The 20,901-nt window shown below is 39.7% G+C and carries 13 protein-coding genes; 8 read left to right on the plus strand and 5 right to left on the minus strand.

Annotation, left to right across the window (positions count from 1 at the left end; translation table 11 throughout):
• The first annotated feature begins 52 nt into the window (after positions 1 to 52).
• From B4Z47_RS03735 to B4Z47_RS03755, 5 genes are all read left to right on the plus strand, one after another.
• The gene (locus B4Z47_RS03735; RefSeq protein WP_070566906.1) at positions 53 to 277 is read left to right on the plus strand and encodes a YdeI/OmpD-associated family protein; all 225 of its coding nucleotides are present in this window, start codon (positions 53 to 55) and stop codon (positions 275 to 277) included.
• A gap of 346 nt (positions 278 to 623) precedes the next feature.
• Positions 624 to 1,046: a hypothetical protein gene (locus tag B4Z47_RS03740; RefSeq protein ID WP_070566908.1), complete on the plus strand. Its 423-nt coding sequence runs from the start codon at positions 624 to 626 to the stop codon at positions 1,044 to 1,046.
• 105 nt (positions 1,047 to 1,151) lie between these two features.
• Positions 1,152 to 2,237: an efflux RND transporter periplasmic adaptor subunit gene (locus tag B4Z47_RS03745; protein ID WP_070566911.1), complete on the plus strand. Its 1,086-nt coding sequence runs from the start codon at positions 1,152 to 1,154 to the stop codon at positions 2,235 to 2,237.
• A 16-nt stretch (positions 2,238 to 2,253) separates the two neighbouring features.
• Positions 2,254 to 5,415, plus strand: a complete 3,162-nt coding sequence (locus tag B4Z47_RS03750) for an efflux RND transporter permease subunit (RefSeq protein ID WP_286726841.1) — start codon at positions 2,254 to 2,256, stop codon at positions 5,413 to 5,415.
• Entirely contained in the window at positions 5,408 to 6,844 is a 1,437-nt protein-coding gene (locus tag B4Z47_RS03755; protein ID WP_070566915.1) for a TolC family protein, read from the plus strand. Before B4Z47_RS03750 ends, B4Z47_RS03755 begins: the two co-directional genes overlap by 8 nt.
• A gap of 77 nt (positions 6,845 to 6,921) precedes the next feature.
• Here B4Z47_RS03755 and B4Z47_RS03760 read toward each other — a convergent pair whose 3' ends face one another.
• Together B4Z47_RS03760 and B4Z47_RS03765 are read right to left on the minus strand one after the other, a co-directional pair.
• On the minus strand, positions 6,922 to 12,921 hold the full coding sequence (locus tag B4Z47_RS03760; RefSeq protein ID WP_286726844.1) for an alpha-2-macroglobulin family protein: 6,000 nt from the start codon (positions 12,919 to 12,921) through the stop codon (positions 6,922 to 6,924).
• A gap of 136 nt (positions 12,922 to 13,057) precedes the next feature.
• On the minus strand, positions 13,058 to 13,630 hold the full coding sequence (locus B4Z47_RS03765) for a hypothetical protein (RefSeq protein ID WP_070566921.1): 573 nt from the start codon (positions 13,628 to 13,630) through the stop codon (positions 13,058 to 13,060).
• A gap of 364 nt (positions 13,631 to 13,994) precedes the next feature.
• On the opposite strand from B4Z47_RS03765, the gene B4Z47_RS03770 reads away from it, so the two are divergent.
• Positions 13,995 to 14,492 (plus strand): DinB family protein, encoded by a 498-nt coding sequence (locus tag B4Z47_RS03770; RefSeq protein WP_070566923.1) that lies wholly within the window; start codon positions 13,995 to 13,997, stop codon positions 14,490 to 14,492.
• Positions 14,493 to 14,543: 51 nt separating this feature from the next.
• Here B4Z47_RS03770 and B4Z47_RS03775 read toward each other — a convergent pair whose 3' ends face one another.
• The 3 genes from B4Z47_RS03775 to B4Z47_RS03785 form a co-directional block, all read right to left on the minus strand.
• Positions 14,544 to 15,134 (minus strand): dihydrofolate reductase family protein, encoded by a 591-nt coding sequence (locus B4Z47_RS03775; protein ID WP_046675080.1) that lies wholly within the window; start codon positions 15,132 to 15,134, stop codon positions 14,544 to 14,546.
• A gap of 118 nt (positions 15,135 to 15,252) precedes the next feature.
• Positions 15,253 to 17,322: a M48 family metalloprotease gene (locus B4Z47_RS03780; protein ID WP_070566926.1), complete on the minus strand. Its 2,070-nt coding sequence runs from the start codon at positions 17,320 to 17,322 to the stop codon at positions 15,253 to 15,255.
• Positions 17,323 to 17,472: 150 nt separating this feature from the next.
• Positions 17,473 to 18,399 carry a 2-hydroxyacid dehydrogenase gene (locus B4Z47_RS03785; RefSeq protein ID WP_070566928.1) on the minus strand — a complete coding sequence of 309 codons (927 nt, stop codon included), beginning with the start codon at positions 18,397 to 18,399 and terminating at the stop codon, positions 17,473 to 17,475.
• Positions 18,400 to 18,631: 232 nt separating this feature from the next.
• On the opposite strand from B4Z47_RS03785, the gene B4Z47_RS03790 reads away from it, so the two are divergent.
• Together B4Z47_RS03790 and B4Z47_RS03795 are read left to right on the plus strand one after the other, a co-directional pair.
• Positions 18,632 to 20,170 (plus strand): ArnT family glycosyltransferase, encoded by a 1,539-nt coding sequence (locus B4Z47_RS03790; RefSeq protein WP_070566930.1) that lies wholly within the window; start codon positions 18,632 to 18,634, stop codon positions 20,168 to 20,170.
• A gap of 168 nt (positions 20,171 to 20,338) precedes the next feature.
• Entirely contained in the window at positions 20,339 to 20,896 is a 558-nt protein-coding gene (locus B4Z47_RS03795; RefSeq protein WP_046675076.1) for a hypothetical protein, read from the plus strand.
• Positions 20,897 to 20,901 lie beyond the last annotated feature (5 nt).

Genomic DNA, 20,901 nt, shown 5'->3' on the forward strand with positions numbered 1-20,901 from the left:
GCAACTCGAAGATATTTATGTATTTTTATCGGGAATCAAAGGATAAAAATACATGCTAAAAAAAGGTGAACATATTGAAGGCGTTACTATGGAACTCCAACAATTGTTGGATACGGACGAAAAAGCCAATGCTTTTTTTGAAACACTTTCCAAATCATACAAACAAGGCTATTGTGATTGGGTTGGATCAGCAAAACAGGAACAAACCCGAAAAACAAGAGCTGAAAAAGCAATACAAATGCTACGAAATAATCAGAAAACGTTAAAAACCGTTTAGAATAGCCCAATTGGATATTAAGGTGGTCACTTATCAAAAAATACTGCAAGCCATTCTTACTCAATTGAAAGAATAGATTAAGCCAAACTAAAAAAACAACGAAAATCACCCCGAAAAACACCTAAAAACACAACCAATTAAAGAAAACTAAAGCTATTTAGGTCATATTTTTTAAAAATATATCCTAAACGCAATTTCAAAAACGGAATTTAAGTAATTTTTACACAATTAACCACTAAAACACCGTCAGTTTAAACACTTTGTAACAATATTACATAAACTTTAAAATTTCCATACCTAAATCACTTGTATCATTTTTAAAGTTTAATTACATTTGCTTTCAAGGATGCAAGGAAAATTCCATCAATATCTGTTCGGCGTAGTTTGCGCAATACTTATCAGTTTTGGCTGGTATCATGTGCCAACACCAAATAATATTCCCTCCTGCAATCTTCACGCTGTCAATCACTTCAACAAGCAAGTAAAAAGCGAAGATTATGACACCAAAGTTATTCGCAAAACTAAACGTCCTCGACATGAAAAATTAAGGGCTTATTTTTCAGAAAATGATAATGAAAACGACGACACGGGAAGCGATTCCAATAGCCCTAACTTATTCGCACTTAAAGGAGATGGTTTTGGAAATCTAGTCTCTTATATCCATCCCGAATTTCACAATACACGCACAGCAGTTTCGCTTGCAAATTCCAACCAGCTTACTTCACGAAAAAACGCCCTATATATCCATTACAGTGTATTCAGGCTGTGATTTTTTAATAATTTCTTAAAAAAACCTCAAAATAGCTTTCAAAACCATTTGGAAGCAGGTCACACTATTGTTCAATTTTTCGAAAATAATTAGAAAACTATTATCATGGTCATGAGAAGCTTTATGTATATAAGCCTGTGCCTTATTATTCTATCGACAAGCTGTCAGTCAGAAAAAAAAGACAAAAAAGAAGCTGCAGTTTTCAATGTCACTACTCCTTTGGTCAAAGATACAATTGTCAATAAAGATTATGTAGCCCAAATCCGTTCGATCAACCATATTGAATTGCGCGCACAGGAAAAAGGCTACATTCAATCGATATTTGTCGATGAAGGTCAATTTGTACAAAAAGGACAACCCCTCTTTAAAATCATGCCCAACCTCTATGAGTCCGATGTTAATCGTGCTAAAGCAGAGGTAAAATATGCTGAAATCGAATATCAGAACACCAAAAATCTGTCCGAAAAAGATATTGTCGCTCCGCAGGAAACTGAAATGGCAAAAGCAAAATATGAAAAAGCCAAAGCTGAGTTAGCCGCTATGAATACCCATCTCAAATTTACTGATATCGTAGCACCGTTTTCCGGAATCGTTGGTAAGCTTCATGTCCGTAAAGGAAGTCTTGTCGATGAAGGTGAGTTGATCACAGAGCTGTCCGATAACAGTAAAATGTGGGTTTACTTCAATGTACCCGAAGTCGAATACCTCAATCAAATGGACGCAAAACAAGACAACAGCCCGCTGCATGTACGGTTAAACATGGCCAATGGAAAAGAATTCGGTCATGAGGGTATTGTTGAAACAATTGAATCAGACTTCAATAATGAAACTGGAAATATTGCCTATAGAGCGACTTTTCCAAATCCAAAGGGATTATTGCGTTATGGCGAGACAGGTAATATCGTCATTACATCGCCCTATAATAACGCGCTTATGATACCGCAGAAAGCTACATTCGAGGAGCTTGAAAAAAAATATGTTTACGTTATTACAAAAGATAATAAAGTAAAAGCAAGAGAAATAAAAGTTGCTGCCGAACTGCCGCATATCTATGTTGTTTCTTCCGGATTGGGCAAGGACGAAAAGATTCTGCTGAATGGACTTCGCATGGTACAGGAAAACCAGACTATTGAATCCAAATATCAGACTCCGGAGAAAGTCATGTCAAACTTAGATTTATATGCAGAGTAATTAAAAAAGCAGCATTATGTTTAAAAAAGTAATACATCGACCGGTATTTGCTATTGTCATATCGGTTGTAATCCTATTTATCGGAGGTTTGGCCATAAAGCAACTTCCTACTGAGCAATTTCCAAAAATCGCACCGACTACAGTGGCGGTCTCCATTGCCTATCCTGGTGCAAGTGCCGATGTACTCGTAAAATCCTCACTGATTACACTGGAGAATGCAATCAATGGTGTACAGGGAATGCGCTATATCGCAACCGATGCGACCAGTGCCGGTGAAGCAACCGTAAACGTCGTATTTGATCCAGGAACAGATCCCAACGATGCCGTCGTACTGGTCAAAACCCGGGTGGATCAAGTTATGCCACTACTGCCTGAACTTGTTCAAAAGGAAGGAGTCGTCGTCAATCCAATTCAGCCCAGTATGCTGATGTACGTGAATCTTTACAGTACAAACAAAAGCATGGATGAAAAATTCTTGTACAACTATGCAACTGTAAATATCATTCCTGAAATCAATCGTATTCATGGTATCGCCAAATCACAAATCTTAGGTAGCCGTAGATATGCCATGCGCGTCTGGTTAAATCCCGATCGCATGCGCGCCTATAGCTTGTCAGTTGATGAAGTGATGAAAGCGATAGGAGAACAAAGTATCATCGGCCGTCCCGGTCGACTGGGACAAAGCTCGGGTATTGCAGCGCAATCCCTCGAATATGTCCTAACCTATAAAGGGCAATACAATACACCTGAAGAATACGACAATATTATCGTTCGCGCAAACGGCGACGGTGAAAACATCAAGTTAAAAGACGTAGCTAAAGTCGAACTGGGTAGTGAGTTCTTTGACATCTATTCCAATTTAGACGGGCATCCCTCGGCTTCAATTGTGTTGAAACAGAATTATGGTAGTAATGCCAATGACGTTATTAAAGATGTGAAGGCAAAACTTGCGGAGATGAAAGGTAACTTTCCTCCAGGGATAGACTATAAAATCAGTTATGACGTATCCCAATTCCTGGATGCTTCTATCGAACAGGTGATGCATACTCTACGCGATGCTTTTATTTTAGTTGCCATTGTTGTGTTTATTTTCCTTGGCGACTGGCGTTCGACTTTGATTCCGATCATCGCCGTGCCCGTTTCGCTGATAGGTACATTCTTCGTCATCCAATGGTTCGGTATGTCGATCAACTTAGTTACCTTGTTTGCATTGGTGCTTGCCATCGGAATTGTCGTGGACAATGCCATTGTGGTCATTGAAGCAGTACATGCCAAAATGGAAGAAAGTGCCATATCGCCATACAGCGCTGTAAAAGAAGTCATGGGCGAAATCGCAGGTGCTATTATCGCTATTACAGCTGTTATGGTGGCCGTTTTTATCCCCATTTCATTTATGACAGGTCCTGTCGGAACATTTTACCGTCAGTTTTCAATTACCATGGCGAGTTCCATCGTGATATCTGCAGTAGTCGCATTAACCCTTACTCCTGTGCTTGCCGCGATGCTCCTGAAAAACAACCATGGTAAACCAAAAAAATCAAACGTATTCACTAAATCGCTCGACCTTTTTAACCGTACTTTTGATAGAATAACGGGCAAGTATGCCTCCTTACTTCGTAAAATTGCCAGCCGAAGAGTGATTACATGGGGTATCTTAATAGCATTCTGTGTCGGCATTTTCGTCATTAACAAAACGCTTCCAGGAGGTTTTATACCGAGTGAGGACCAAGGTACAATATATGCCATTATTCAGACTCCTCCGGGATCAACATTGGAACAGACCAATAAGCTTTCCAGAGAGCTCCAAAAGATCTGTCAAGGGGTAGATGGCGTAGAATCTGTCTCATCACTGGCAGGTTATGAAATCATGACCGAAGGCCGTGGATCGAATGCCGGAACCTGTCTTATCAACCTCAAAACCTGGGGTGAACGTGAACACTCCGTTAAAGAGATCATGGAAGAACTTGAAGAAAAATCAAAAAATCTTGGTGCAACGGTTGAATTCTTCGAACCTCCCGCTGTTCCAGGGTTTGGTTCTTCAGGAGGTTTCTCCATGCGCCTGCTGGACCTCAATAGAACCACCGATTACCAAGATTTCGATAAAGTAAATAAAGCGTTTATCGCTAATCTAAAGAAACGTAAGGAACTCACCGGAGTCTTTACATTCTTTGCCGCCAATTACCCACAATACGAATTGGTATTTGACAATAACGCCGCCATGCAAAAAGGCGTTTCCATTGGTAAAGCCATGGACAACCTCAATATCCTTATCGGTAGTACCTACGAGCAGGGTTTTATCCGTTTCGGTCAATTCTTCAAGGTCTATGTACAATCTTCACCAGAATTTAGAAGGCTACCTTCCGATATCATGAACCTCTACGTCAAAAATGATCATGACCAGATGGTTCCTTATTCGGCCTTTATGACCTTAAAAAAAACACAGGGACCAAACGAAATCACGCGTTACAACATGTACAATTCGGCCGCCATCCGTGGACTTCCGGCAAGTGGATATACAACAGCCGACGCTATTCAGGCAATCAACGAAACTGCACTTCAAACATTACCACATGGCTATAAAGTTGCCTGGGAGGGCTTGTCCTATGATGAGGCCCAACGTGGAAACGAAGCCGTTTATGTCTTTTTAGTCGTCTTAGTCTTCGTATATCTTGTACTTGCTGCGCAGTACGAAAGCTTTATCATTCCGTTTGCGGTATTGTTGTCGCTACCCGTGGGTGTATTTGGATCATTCTTTTTATTAAAGGCAATGGGTCTTGAAAATGACATCTACGCACAGGTCGGGCTGATCATGATTATTGGTTTATTGGGTAAAAATGCGGTGCTTATCGTAGAATTTGCCGTGAAAAGGCGCCAAGCTGGCGATAGCATATTGGAAGCAGCTATTGAGGGCTCAAGAGCGCGTTTCAGACCAATTCTCATGACCTCATTTGCATTTATCGCGGGACTTGTACCACTTGTCTTTGCCAGCGGCGCGGGAGCTATCGGTAACCACACCATAGGTGCCTCAGCACTGGGAGGTATGCTTGTCGGAACAATCTTTGGCGTTATTGTCATTCCCGGACTTTACTACATTTTTGCAAAATTGGCTGACGGAAGAAAAATGATCCAAGCCGAAGACGAATCACCATTAAGCGAAGACATGATACATTATGAATAAGAATAGATTATATCACTATACAGGTTTTGCACTTTTCTTGCTCAGTCTCGCAGCCTGCAAACCACTGGAAATAAAACAACGTGCCGAAAATAGAACCGTTCCTTATAAATATGGCGATGCTGACAGCGACACCGCGAATACAGGAAAAATAAAATGGAACAGCTATTTCAGCGATCCCAATTTACAAGGACTGATCGGTCAGGCACTAGCAAACAACCAGGAGCTACATATTATGCTTCAGGAAATTGAAATAGCCAAAAATGAGGTAAGCGCCAAAAAAGGTGAATATCTACCTTCCGTAGGCGTAAAAGTTGGCGCGGGGGTCGACAAAGTAAGTCGCTACACAAACATTGGAGCGATGGAAAAGAATACAGAAATCGAACCCGGACGTGAAATGCCTGAACCGCTATTTGATTTTGGAGTTGGTGTACAGGCACAATGGGAAACAGATATCTGGGGTAAACTTCACAATGCGACCAAAGCGCAGCTGCAACGGTATTTTGCCAGCGTGGAAGGCAAAAACTTTATGGTAACTCACCTAATCGCTGAAATTGCAGATTCTTATTATGAACTCCTGGCGCTGGACAACGAACTCCTGGTTATCAATGAGAATGTAAAGATTCAAAACGACGCCCTTGTCGTCGTGAATGACCTGAAGAAAAATGCGCGATCCAATAAATTAGCGGTCAAAAGATTCGAAGCCCAGATATTGAAAACCCAAGGTATGCAATATGATATCAAGCAGAAGATCACAGAAACAGAAAATAGAATAAACTACCTTGTTGGAAGATTCCCGCAGCCGGTTCAAAGAGACCAAGCCTCTTTTGACAAGCTTGTTCCTCAAACCGTCTACACAGGTATTCCTTCGGAGCTATTAGAAAACAGACCCGATATTAAGCAGGCGGAGTATGAACTTGCAGCTTCCAAACTGGATATAAAATCGGCTAAAGCCCGCTTTTACCCATCCTTGGATATTGCTGCTGGTGTAGGGTTTCAGGCCTTTGATCCAACTTATCTCGTTAAGCCGGAATCATTTCTGGCTTCGCTCGTTGGAGAACTTACTGCGCCCCTGATTAACAAACGAGCGATCAAGGCGGCTTACTATAATGCCAATGCACGACAGGTTCAGGCTGTTTACCATTATGAACAGACCATATTGGCTGCATATATTGAAGTTGCAAACCAACTCTCCAAAATTAAAAATCTGGAGAATGGCCTACAAATTAAGACCAAGGAAGTCGATGCATTAAATGAGTCTATCGGTATTTCCAACGACCTCTTTAAATACGCTCGCGCAGATTATATGGAAGTTCTGCTAACGCAACGCGATGCCCTGGAATCTAAATTTGAGCTCGTTGAGAAGAAGGTCAACCAACTCAAAGCAAGCGTAGCGATATACAGATCCCTAGGAGGCGGATGGGATCATTAATAGCGCACTTTTAATTTTAGTTTTTATATGTTGGGGACTTATCATGTGATAAGTCCCTTTTTATTTTAACAATACACTTACTCCACCACGATTTCTTTCATTTTCTCGTTTCCATAATATGTCGGGAAATACATTAATTCAGCCTTCGCGGGGTTGACAGTATAAGTCCCGGTATAACGAGGTAAAAGTTCGATCTCAAAGGTATGTGTACCTTTCCCCAGTTTGTTGCAAAAAATGACGACACGATCTTTGAAATGCTCTCGGTGCGCCTCGATTCTATAGTATCCATTGGTTTTTGTTTCATAAGAACATCCCGCCGGTATCGGAACTTCAATCTGCACATACTCAGCTTCACCAGTTAATGTTACGCTTGCTTCAAGTTTTACAGGCTTCCCTTCCTTGAGTGCCGCTACCGTAGCACCATTGTCCTTAAATCGCGTTGCCACGGCAAAGCCCTTTTCTTTTTCTACAGCTGGATTGGGATTCCAAAAATTTTGATAAGCCGTCACAAAAGCCGGCCCCGTCCCTTCTTTCCTCACTTTAATCTGCTCATCCGACTTAAAGCTTTGCGTATACGGAAATGCAGTGACGCGTTTGCCATTGATGACCATTACCGGTGCCTGGAAAGATTCACCCTCTTTCAGTACATCAGGAAGAATACTTCGTATGATACGGGAAGATTCGTAGATATTATACCATTGGTTTTGCTGCCGCTGCGCGAAAAAGTAATTACGGATATTTTCTAAATCTGAATCATGACCACCGATTGATTTTAAGACACCATAAGCCAACAATGTATTCACGGTATTGGTTTCCGTTGGGCGCATAAAAAATCCGCCTTTCTGATCTGTTGTAGTTCCAGAAGTCCAATAGAGCCCACCTAAGACAGCCTTTGACGCGTATTTAAGAACGGTATCTGCAGCATGTAAATCCTTAAGACCCAGTTTTGAAATCAATAGATATTTCAACAGTTTATCCTTAATGGTTTTACTTTTCAGTTTTGTGTCGATTTCGAAGAAATAATCTTTGTAATCAGCTTTAGTATCCAACCGGAGTAGATATATCAAGGAGCTAAACAAATTCTCCTTGGCCCCGTGAAGCTTATCTTTATCCAATAGAACATCCAGCGAAGCCAAGCTGCTTTTCAACATGGTCTTTTCACGTTCTGCATAAATCTCCGTATCGATCTCAACCTGGTAGCCGGCTTCTCGGGCATCCAACAGTACCCCGATCACATAGTTGCTGATCCAGGTCACAGTTTCACTTTTGTTCCACCAACCCCAGCCCTGATTGGAATTTTTGTTTTTCTGTAACTCCTTCAAAAGATCCTTTATTTTCTTATCCTCTGTAAAGGGCTTTCCGATCAATTTTGTCAGCTCTTTTTTGGAAAGTAATGCGCTCAATTTGGAAGCCATCTGTTCATTGCATAGAAATTTATAACGATCGATCGATTCAATTTCCCGTTGTAAAAATTCCAGCGAATTTGCTTCGGCATGCAAGGTGATTTCGCCTAGTGCTGGAGAAGTTTTTAGTAAATATTCTGCGGTACTGTTGAGTACTTTAAAATCTCCTTCATGTTGTTCAAGCCCCTTTTCAAAAATCGGAATGCTACGTTTTTCACCATCAAAATATCCATTTGACAATTCGATCGAATAAGCAAGTTGGACGCTGTCCCCCTGAGCGGCAATAACTGATATAGGATCCCGATAGGACTTCGCAATTTTCAACGTTGCCTCCTGCGTTGTCAGCCCATTGTTGATGGTACGCAAGAGCTGCAAGCTGTCGCTAAGATAATTAACAACCCTTCCCATGGCTGTAAACTGATCACTTCTGATGGCAAATCGGGGAGTCGCCAAATGTGCCGAAACAGCTTTAAAGGATTTGACATTTAGCTCTTTTATGTCGGCGAAATTTTTACTTCCTTTAGCGATAAAGAATGTTCGCCAATTGGTAATATCATCCGGATAGGTCGCTTCAAAATTAACTTTTCCCTGAGCATCGGTAGTTAGCTTTGGCTGCCAGAATGCATCATCGCGAAAGTTCACGCGCATTGTATTTCCAGATTCCAAATAGGGCATATCCACAGCACCTGTCGATGTCGCAGATGCTCCAGCTTTCATCTGAACCATCACCACGCCATTGGCGGCCCGCGCACCGTACAATCCCAGCATAGATTGATCTTTAATCACATTCAATGACGCGATAGTCGATGGATCAAGACTTGAAATATCACCTTCAAAAGGGACTCCGTCCACTAAAATCAATGGTTTTTCATTGGGGGCCGGACTAGCAGCGCCACGAATACGAATCCCTGCTACAGCCCCCTGCAGCATAGCTGTAGTCACCCCATCCATCCTAGCATTGATCGATTTCACTGCCGCATTCAATGATTGCCTTTTTTGGACGCCATACCCCACAACAACCACTTCATCCAATTGATTTTCGCTTGGCTTTAATTCCACGAAATAATCTTTGCCACTGGAGACTTTGACCGTAGCGGTATTGTACCCTAAAGCAGCAATCTCAAGTACCGTATTTTTGTCATCGGAGAGCTCAAGTTCCACACTACCATCAAAGCTTGTGAAATATCGTTTTTTGGTATCCGGAACACTCACCTTAGCCCCAATTAATGGCGTATCCCCATCATAAACTAAGACCCTGGCGACCTTATTATTCTTTCTCTTCGTTCTAAAATCTTCCCGGTCTATTTTTAAGAGCTGCGGAACAATCTCTTGCCCATGGCTTATAGAATCCCGCAATGGGTTTTCTAAGGTACGCACAATAATTTCATCACGTACAAGTTTGTAAGCCAATCTTGCCGCTTGGGATGCATTGCTCCATTGAATAGAATCCAGCCGGAGATAATTCATCCCATTGGCTTTGAGTTTGATTGGCAAACTAAAAGAAGTTGAATCATCCTTTACAATATGCAATGTAACATCGCCGACTGGAAGATCTCCAAAAGTTCGATGTCCACCGTAAAATAGTCGAAAATACATTCTCTCTTCGACATTCGTCGGTTCAATAAAGATCAATGTAGGCCGAATGCCTTTCTGTTCAACATCATTGCCCAAAGTTAAATTCAATTTAAAAATAGCCTCATTTTTTCCTTTCTTCACCGTAGCAAATTGTGCTAGTCCCGTGCTATTTTGCATGATCTCTTTGAAAGTACGTTCTACGTTTGACTTGATATCCTCCAATGACCATATCTTCTCCTGAAAATCTAAATTTGGCTTGAAATCATACAGATCAATCCGCATAGGATTGCCATCCCAGCTTTTTTGCTTTTGATAATTTTTATAGATGCTATATTGATAGCCCCCCTCAATTTCAAAACGTCCAATTTTCGCTGTGTCAACCATGAGCGTACCTATTTTGGACACACCATTATAAATTTCTGTCCTTGGAAATGGTCCTACCATCAGTGGCACAGGAACCTGTGTACGCAAACGACTATCGTAAACGGTTTTTCTAAGGGGATTGAGGTAATAGAGATCTCCAGCTGTCTGGATATATGCTGGTCTCTCAATCAACACATGATTATTGGGTAATTGCCAGGCTCCAAAATTGTTGGTTACTGTAATCAACTGGCGCTTCAATTCAGTCAATTCATTAGTGTAGAGCTTACCACGTTCTTCTTTAGGTAATCGGTAAACCAAAATCTGGCCTTTGCTGAATGCTTTTTCGGGGTAGGTAAAACCAATCGTATCCTGTGAGGCATTAAAGGAAACAATGACCTTTTTCCCCTTTTCAAGATAAAAGCCACTTACACGAATGTCGCGATCCTTGGTCCTAAATCTAAAATCATGCTGCCCCGCAGAAACTTCAAAAATAGTATTGTTATTTTGTTGGTCTTGTTTAGCATAAGTCAGTACACCGTCTATCCAGACTAAATGTATCCCCTGCACTACACCATTTACAACGACATAAGGGGAAATCTGGCTCTTGACAGCATCTAAAGGAAGAGACTCCTGATAATAATCTTTGGGATATAAAAACCGATAAAAAGCCATCGTATCCAACTGCATGTCTCTAGACCATTTTACCCAATTTTGAAGAGCTCCCTGATGTGCCTTCTCATCATCATCCAAACTAAAATTAAGATTTTGTGAGACTCTTGCCCTTCGCATCAGACCACCCATAGTAATATTTGGAGCGGTTGCTGACCTAAATTTTGAGGTAAAACCATAGGCCATAATATCAACATCCTTCAAAGGTTTACCATTCTTATCCGTAACCGAAAGTTCCACGTCAGCCTTCTGCCCCGGATAAACTGTCGTCGCCGTGTTGACTGCCAAATTTAAATTCTTCTCCACATAGGGTAATTCTTCCTGGATAACTTTTGATTTTCCTCCAAAAAGATAGGTGATCTCCATGCTATACCCGTCTTTTCCACGGGCTAAAAATTTACTATTTAACGTGGTATGATAACCCGAAGCAATCGTACGACCAGCACGATGGACACGATACCAAAATGGAATCATAGCGGGATTATTGACATGCAATATCACCGAATCCGCAGTTCGATAAAACCGATAATTCAGTTGTGCCTGTTCTTGATCCTCTAAATATACACTTTTACTCAATCCATTCGACTTGACAACAATTTCTTCAGCCTGCCAGGGTATAGAAACCAAATTAGGTAAACTCAAATTTTCAGTCTTCAGCATTTCGCGATGTTCACCTAATATCATTAGCTGAGCAGTTGTTGGCATCGCAACACCTTTTTCGAAATATTTCAGCTCTGCATGCCCGTCTTTTACAGCAATACGAATTTCTTTTTCGCTGTTGAGTATATTGAGGTCGAGACTTCGTTCAATTCTTTCATTATCTGAACTTAGATAAGTGCCAATAGCCCGAAATGTAAGACCAATGTCAGCCGGAAAAATTGAATCGGGTAATACAATTTCCTTTTCCGCCACATCTGCGAGCGAAACGCTCGTTTGCCATAAAGTATCTGGAATAAAATTAACCTTATTGGCTTTTACATCAAGCGTATAAAGTGGACTTGTCACAACACGCAAATCTACTTTCCCATCATATATGGGCATTTCATTTTCATTTAAAGCTTTTAGTTTCAGTCGCACACTGTCTCCTTTAGCATATTTCGTCTTTTCGGACGTCATATTAAAACTTAGGCTTTTTAACTCATAATCTTCATATCGGAAAGACTGTTGATGCAAGACGACTTTGGTTTTTGTAGATTCCAAAGAGATCCCATAATCTTTATCAAGGATAAGGCCAAGCCCCTTCAAATTAAATTCAAAGGTGTACATTCCCGGACGATAGGGAGCAAGTCGGGTCAAAACGGTATCTTTGGCATACCCATATCCACCTGTCAGACGTACGGCAATAGAATCACGGTAAGGTTTCCATTTTTCTTCCTCAAGATAAGCTTTAAATTTAACCTGCTCATTTGGCTTATACATTGGCTTGTTAAAAACCATAAAGCTTTCTGTCTGTTCAGTTTCCTGTTTATGAAAGAACCTCTTAATCTTAAACTTTGTTCTAAGCAAGCTATTTTTGATCCCTTTCCATAATGGAACCCTGTCTTTGTAAGGCCAACTCCGCTCTACACTCAGGTAATGATAGACACCCTTATGTTCAATACTGACAATATCGTCATTATTTGCATTGGCAACTTTATAGTAATGAAACTTCTTATCAAATGACATGCGACGTCCCTTCACTTTTACTTGTGCATCTTTTATAATCGTTCCCAGCGAATCGTATAGACAAATCGCAAAAGTTTCTGCTGGGATAATCTTGACATATAGGTTATCACTAATCAATTCCTGATAGATGAGATCAGCTCCACTGGCGCGGACCTGGACATAATTACCAGGAGGTAAAGTCGGCTGTGGACTTCCGGCCTTATACTTAAGAAAAAAATCGCTGAGCATAGTTTCATCGAATTTCTTCTCTCCCAAGTGAATTTTTCTTAAAACTTCTGGGCTCAGTTTATAAATATAATAGTCAGAAGATCCACGCGGACTATTGAATAAGGTCGATTGCCCACAAAGGACCACGGAATACAGAACAGCTAAAAAGCATACAACAATTGATTTCCATTTCATGTTTAAGATACTGGCTAAATTCTTTTAAAATAGATAAATTTACCTAAAGCCAAGTACTAGATTCTTTCATCCGGCACTTCAACTTTCGTGCAGGGATGCGAAGAATATCAAAATTCCATAAACGAAGAAAAAAAAATTATAACTTCAACCTACTTTTGACCGAATTTACAACTGCTGTTTCCGAGGGGAAGTCACCAGCTCCCGAACCGGAGGAACGATTCACCAAAGGCGGCTCCTCACCATATAGAGTATCGCGGGCAATGACTACCTTCTTGTCGAGATCTACATAGCTAATGATATAATTGCGCTGATAAGCTTTATCCCTTTGGCCGATTTTATTAACATACTCACCTTTTTCCTGCATGTCCATCGCTATCATAACAATGCCTTTGACAGCATCACCGGGATAATTATCTACTGTTCCCAATGCCTCGTTCCATTTTTCCTTATAAGTTATTCCCAAATCACCGGCACCGCCATTTTCAAGAATTAGACAGCTCTTCCCCCAGTCTACTGTGGACAATTGTACTGGATATTTATAAATAGCGGTATGATCGCCAAAACCTGCTAAAATTCGGGAAGATAATTGTTCTGTTTTTTCCTGATCCGCCTCCATATTTCCCAAAAGACGGTAAGCCCATATACCGATACCAATTGCTGCAACCAATACCAGGCCTACAAAAGTGAATATTGCTTTCTTATTTCCCATAGTTCTATTTTATTTAATTAATTACCAATCAAATATACTTAGTCTATATGCTCATTTTCACCCTTTTTACAATTCGCTTGACCTGCCTTATTATTTGCTGCGCTTGCGTAAATAAACGTTATAAAAAAAACAAATACTCGAAACTTTGCAGTCCAAGTTTTCAACAACATGAGATAATAAGAACTGTCACTATTTTATTTTTATCATAAATCGATAATTCATACTGACACATAGCTGTCACCCTGTGATTATATCTTTGTTTAACCTTAGTAGGAAAAGAAAAATATTAAACGAAAAAACAATTCCAGTGCGAAGGCTATTAGTAGGATAACTAATCGAATTTTAAATTATTACAGTAAAAAACATGGAAACATTACCACAATTAAAAGAAGAATTAGCGAATGAATATCAAATTACAAAAAACTTTATTGCACTTTTCCCTGAAGGCAAGAATGAATATGCCCCACATGAAAAAAGCATGAAAATGATGCGTCTGGCAACCCACTTAGTCGAAGTTTTCGAATGGCCAAGTACCATTTTAAAGACTTCAGAACTTGACTTTGCCAAAAGTGCTTATGTGCCCACAAGTCTATTGACCCGGGATGATCTCTTAAAAAAATTGGACGAAGATTACGAAGCCGGAAAAAATGCTTTAGAAACAGCTAAGGAAGAAGACTTGATTCCGAGCTGGACCATTAAAAATGACGGCCATGAACTGGCAAGCTGGAGCAAATACGGTGCTATTCGTCACTCATTAAACCAGATTACACATCACAGGGCACAATTAGGTGTTTACTATAGACTCAATGATATTCCCCTTCCGGCAAGTTATGGCCCCTCTGCCGATTCACTGAATTTCTAAAAAGCTAGCTGCTGGAATGAACATACGACATCTAGATGTATTATGTTCATTCTACGCCGGACAATAGGTATGTGCGACAACACCACCTGGAAAAACCTGCGCGTGCATAAGCTTTAGTTCACAGGGTTTGGAAAGACCGTCAAAGATGGGCAGCCCAGTACCCAATGCAATTGGATGTGTGATCAAATGATACTCGTCAATTAATCCGGTTTCAATTAAACTTCGCATAAATTCAGCTCCGCCATGCGCCAATATTGGCTTCCCAGATTCTGCTTTTAGTGCTTTAATTCCTTCAATGAGACCTGCATCAAAAACCCGGGCATTCATCCAAGAGGAATTCGCAGGAAGCTTTGTATTGTCTGCGAAATCTTTTGTTTTGGGATGATAGCCCTCTTTTGTAAAGACAGCTTTAGGGATTTCATTCATTGCTGCCGCAAAAGGATTTGTCGAAGCAGGCCAATAGGAAGCCATTACTTCAAAGGTCTTTCGACCCATTAGATGAATGCCGGCAGATTCACAAATATTTAAAACCCATGCGCTAGAATGATCGTCGCCACTTTTAAACATCCAATCAAGTTCACCGTGGATGCCCGCAACAAATCCATCGATGGAAATAGACATTTTCATTATTAATTTCCGCATAACAAAAACTTTAGTTTTTAATAAAACAAATCCAATTTAAAATTGGGTTACTGTCTCTCAAAATTAAACCATTTCATTCGACGTACGGCGGGGACAAACCGTCAATATAGAAGGGCAATTACGACAGTTCTTTTTTCTGCCCCTTACCCTCCTCAAGGGTAAGCATAAAATCTAAATAGTGCTTTTTCTTCGCGAAATGCTGATCATCCAATAACTTTTTATAGACCGAGATGGCATTAAAAAGAATTTGAAGATTATCCTCATTATAACGATCTACATTAAAATAGATTAATTCCCTATTGATATATGTGTCCAATGACGTAAGCAACGTATCATCCAATTCGTCTTTGCTTCCAGGAAGTGCCATAAGTGTTGCCAGTTTCTTTTTTAACTCCCCTTCCATAGGTTTGACGTCTCGCAACCTAGCCTCAATATCTGCGAAAGGCAAAGTCTGAAATATAAACCGGGTGTTCTCCGTCATGTCAGCATAAAGTTTTTCTGCCTCTTCATAATTTTTATCGAAAAAAGCAAAATCATAATATCTCCGTTCAAACTCTTCACACATCCCCTGGTTATCCGCTAAGCGTGCAAAATAAGAGTGGATCTGTTGGTTATAGAGGGTAATTTTATGCTCCGTAGCTACAATATTGTTTTCAATTTTCCCCAGTAATTCGAAGGCATCCGCAGCACGATATTTTATACCATCGTAGTCAAACGACTTTAACTTTAATTCGCCTTTGCCGATTGCTTCAACGACATACTTATCATTTTTCAGGCTATTAAGTTCATATAATGCGTCAACTCTACTATCGGCAAATAATTCATCAAAAGTCGGCTTTGACTGTTCCTGAAAAATTGGCGTTTCACCTTTTCGCACAGGATGATTGTAGTCATAGAAATCATTGAATCTTAGATCAACAGCATACTTGTTCATCCGATTTTCAAAATCCGCACTGAAAGATGCTATTTCTAACAGCGAAGGAGGATGTTGATACTGTACCTGCGCAAACAACTTGTCCGAAATCTGGTTTGTTACCGCAGCACGATTAGCTAGCAATTCAATAGCAGGTGCGTTGTTGATTTCTTTCTTGACAATATTAAGCTGCTGTAATGCCTTTACCCGATCTTCATCCGACGGATGAGATGACCATTGATCTTCAAGATTTAATTTCGATTTATCATATTTTTTTAAAGTCGCTAATTCGATCTGGGGAAAGCCATTTCGCACTTGATATCTATTGCGTTCCGCAAACAGGAGCATGACATAGCGATGCTCGGGATAAATATTGCGACTGCGGATATTTTCAGAAAATTTGCTATCATAGAAGGTAAGCACATTATTTAGTGCATGATTTGCAAAACTCAAGCGCAGCAGCGAATCAGCCAAAGCCTGGGAACCGGCAACATGTGCCGCAATCTCATCCGCATGAAATTCCATCTCTCTCGATAATGCCAAATAATTGAGATTTACATATTCGTAAAGATGCTTCAAAATATGCTGAATCTGTTGGATAATAAACACTGATATGCCAATAAAAATCGCAGTGTATCCACTGATGTTGCTCCATTTATCAAACATATTATCCAGCGATTCATTCTTATACAGCATATTGTAGATAATCTGATTAACATGGTAAACATAGCTACCCACTTTCATGCTCTTTTGTGAGAAGTGTCCAAACTCGTGTGCAAGAATAGCCTTTAATTCCTGTTGAGTAACTGCATTCACCAGCCCCACACCAATCTGAAGATTTTTCTTAATGGGTAAAAACATACTCCAAAAACTAGAGTCATAGAATACAGATGCATTGACCTCATGCGATAGAAAAACTTTCTTTGGAAAGCTGGTATCAACTTCTTTTACGACCTCATGAATAAGTGCGAATAACTGTGGTTCGTCGCGCTCATATATCTGCGTAAGATGTCCCGTATCAACTTTTGTTGACGCAAAAACAAATTTTAATAAAAAGAACAGTATAGTCAGACCTGTAGCGAGTAAGCCCAAACATAAAATTGCAGTGTAAAACATGGGCTTGGCGGTGAAAATCATTATTCCAAGTATGGTAAAACCAACTGTAATACCTATTGCGAAAAGCAGCAGAATAACATAAGTAATCGCAAACACAACAATAGATAAAATTGTTTTACGCGCGTGTTTCCTAAAGTTTGTAGATACTTGTACCTTCATAAATTGTTTATAAAGCAAGGATAATTGACTATATAAATCTAAAAAATAAAATCCATTTGCCTATAAGTTTCCAGCATCCAACTTTGCAAACTTATCCGATAAAATACCAATCAATGCATTATGCCGCAAACCCACGTACATCTTAAATTGCTAATAACCTTTTTGTAAAGAAACCTCATTGAGCAAAGGTCGCCCGTCAACCATTCTTCGATAGTTATCCACCACTTGTAAGACGGAAGAGCCAATATTTGTCCTACCCGCAACATGCGGGGTTATCACAATGGATGGGCAATCCCAAAAGGGATGATCTTGCGGTAATGGTTCTTGATGAAATACATCCAGATATGCTTCGGCAATTTTCTTTCCATCAATTGCATCCAACAAATCACTTTCCACGAGATGTTCCCCTCGACCAACGTTCACGAGTACAGTTTCTTTTGGGCACAAATTGAACAAATCACAACTTAGAATTCCCTTTGTTGCATCGGTCAATGGTAGGATATTAACCATAAAATCCGTGTCTTCAAGGGCAGAACGAAGTCTTTTCATTCCAGTAAACGAATTCACTCCCTTAAGATTTTTAGGTGAATTAGCCCACCCATTTACGTTGAATCCCAATTGGACCAACCTTTCAGCCACATAACCACCAATTTCGCCTAATCCTAAGATAGTAACCCTGGTTTCACCAATTGATTTGTATAGCAAGGGCTGCCAATGTTTCTTTTCTTTTTCGTTTATATAAGCCGAAAACTTCTTCATCGAATGCATCAAGCAAGTCAAAACATGTTCAAACATATCGCTTTTCAACATGGGATCGATAATCCTACAAATGCGGAGATGGGATGAAACACTTTTGGGAAAAAGGTGATCTATTCCGGCGCCCCCAGACTGGATAACTTTTAAGTTTGGAAAATGAGTGTAATAATCTGCTTCAGGTTTCCAACAAAGCGCAAATTCGACCGCATCATAATTTTCAATCTCAGGGAAGATCTCCACCTTTATTTCAGGTAAATATTTATTGATTTCTACCTTCCACTCCTCGGCCCTGGCCCTATTCAGTATTAATGCTATACTCATGTTTTGTTGGTTTACACGAAAATAACATTTTATGCCGATCTATCGTTTGCTTTCTTGGGGATTCTTAGTCTTACGTTTTCAAAAAATTTTGTGATGATTTCCTTTATTTAGACAAAACAGTGGGCTAGCTGTCTGCCCAAATTAGCTGAAACAATCGATTCTATTAAAAAACAAAGTTTAGAATCTATTTTAATCGTAAATTGGTGGAGGACATCCATAAACATAGATTCAGATGGCACTCAAAAACCGAATTATCCTAATAAGCCTAATCATTTTTAAATTCATTATGCAATACCAGTTGATTAGCCCAACCTACGAATTGCAGCGCGATGAATTCTTACATATAGATCAAGCAAACCATTTAGCTTGGGGCTACCTTTCCGTACCACCATTAACATCGTGGATTTCCTATCTCATCAAAATACTTGGCAATTCTGTCTTTTGGATCAAGTTTTTCCCGGCACTTTTCGGAGCCTTAACGATTCTTATCGTTTGGAAAACAATAGAATCGCTGAAAGGAAATCTATTTGCACAGTTCTTTGGAAGCTGTTGTATTATGTTTTCTGTACTATTCCGTTTGAATGGTTTATATCAACCTAATTCATTTGATGTCTTATGTTGGACCTCCATATATTACTGTATAATAAAATATTTAAACAACAGACAATCCAAGTGGTTATTTTATATGGCTATTGTTTTTGCGCTTGGATTTCTAAATAAATATAACATCGTATTTCTGATCTTGGGTTTGATCCCCGCAGTCGCATTGGTTCCGGAGCGAAAAATATTTACAGAAAAAAAGCTATATTACGGAATACTCATCGCCATACTAATTATCCTTCCCAATATAATATGGCAATACAAAAATAACTTTCCTGTATTTGTTCATTTCAAAGAACTTCAAGATACGCAACTTGTCCATGTTAACCAATGGAGCTTCATACGTTCTCAATTTTTGTTTTTTTTCGGGACCTTTCCCGTCCTCATTTTTGGATTATATGCACTGCTGAAACATCCTGCATTTAAAACATATCGTCTGTTCTTCTACTCATTCTTTATCACCCTTGGAATCTTCTTATTTCTAAGAGCTAAAGATTATTATGCAATAGGTCTTTACCCTATATATTTTGCTTTTGGCGCAGTTTATATTTCATCACTTTTGGAAAATAAAACTGGTCAGATTTTAAAACCTATTTTGATCGCTTTAACTGCGATCCTATTTCTTCCGGTCTATAATATTGCATTTCCCAATAGAAATCCGGCATATTTTGTGAACCATCCCGATAAATACAGAAAGTATGGTATGTTGACCTGGGAGGACGGTAAAGAGCATCCGCTCCCGCAAGATTTTGCGGATATGTTGGGATGGCAAGAACTTGCACGCAAAGTCGATAGTCTCTATGACCAAATACCTAGATCGGAAAATACGCTGGTACTTTGCGACAATTATGGGCAGGCCGGCGCCATAAACTACTATTCCAAACGCGGAATTAAGGCTGTTTCATTCAATGCTGACTACATCAATTGGTTTGATTTGAATAAACCATACCGCAATGTTATTCGAATTAAAGATCGCTGGGAACGAGAAAGAGAACTAGCAATAACAAGTCCTTTCTTCGGCAAATCAATATTGGCCGACTCCATTACAAATAGCTACGCCAGGGAATATGGCACAGTAATCTTCACTTTTATTCATGCAAAAATCAATATCAATGAACGTATCTCCAAAGAGATCGCATCAGAAAAAACAGCGAAGAAACTTCCTTTGTAAATAAATCATTTTTTAAGCGATTAAGCTAATTCCAGTCTATTTTTTTATTAAAAAAAATAGTATATTTAATTCAATAGCCAAAGGCTTCCAGCGCAAATGATACTTATCGTATATCTTCTGGTATCATAACTACGCCATGGAGCTTAACACCAAATTAACAGGATAATTATGCGCTTTTTGAATTTCTTGAAAGGACAAAGTAATTTGAGACAGATTGACGTTAGTGAAGACGATGATTTTGTAGATTTACAGCTGACCGTCACAAAATACTGGAAAGATGACGACGAACATCATATTGTCCAAGCTAAGGGGCTTTGGGGTAGAGAGATAGTTGGTTTGGCAATCGCCTTTCGTCCCGACATGAAATTGGGCATTGTCGATACCGAAGTCGATAAACAAAGGTTTTATCGCGAAGGGATCAATTTCTATTCGATTGGCAAATTAAGTGACAATTTTACCAAAGCCTTAAATAGCCTCTTTAAAATTGATGGTACATCCTTTAAAATGCACGATAATATTGGATCGACCGCCTTTATCGTCAGTGGGCACCCGGAATATTTTGATGAAGAATATATTAAAGCTAAAGTTTTCTTTGACGACGGAAATGAAAAACATCATTACGCGGAATGGTATGTCAACATCGATTTAAAACACAATATTCTCGAACTTCGAGAAAAAGACCCCGGATATAGAAAAAACATCATTAGTATCTTGACAAATGTTTAAATTTG

It is taken from the genome of Sphingobacterium sp. UBA2610 (assembly GCF_002339225.1).
Taxonomy (GTDB): domain Bacteria; phylum Bacteroidota; class Bacteroidia; order Sphingobacteriales; family Sphingobacteriaceae; genus Sphingobacterium; species Sphingobacterium multivorum.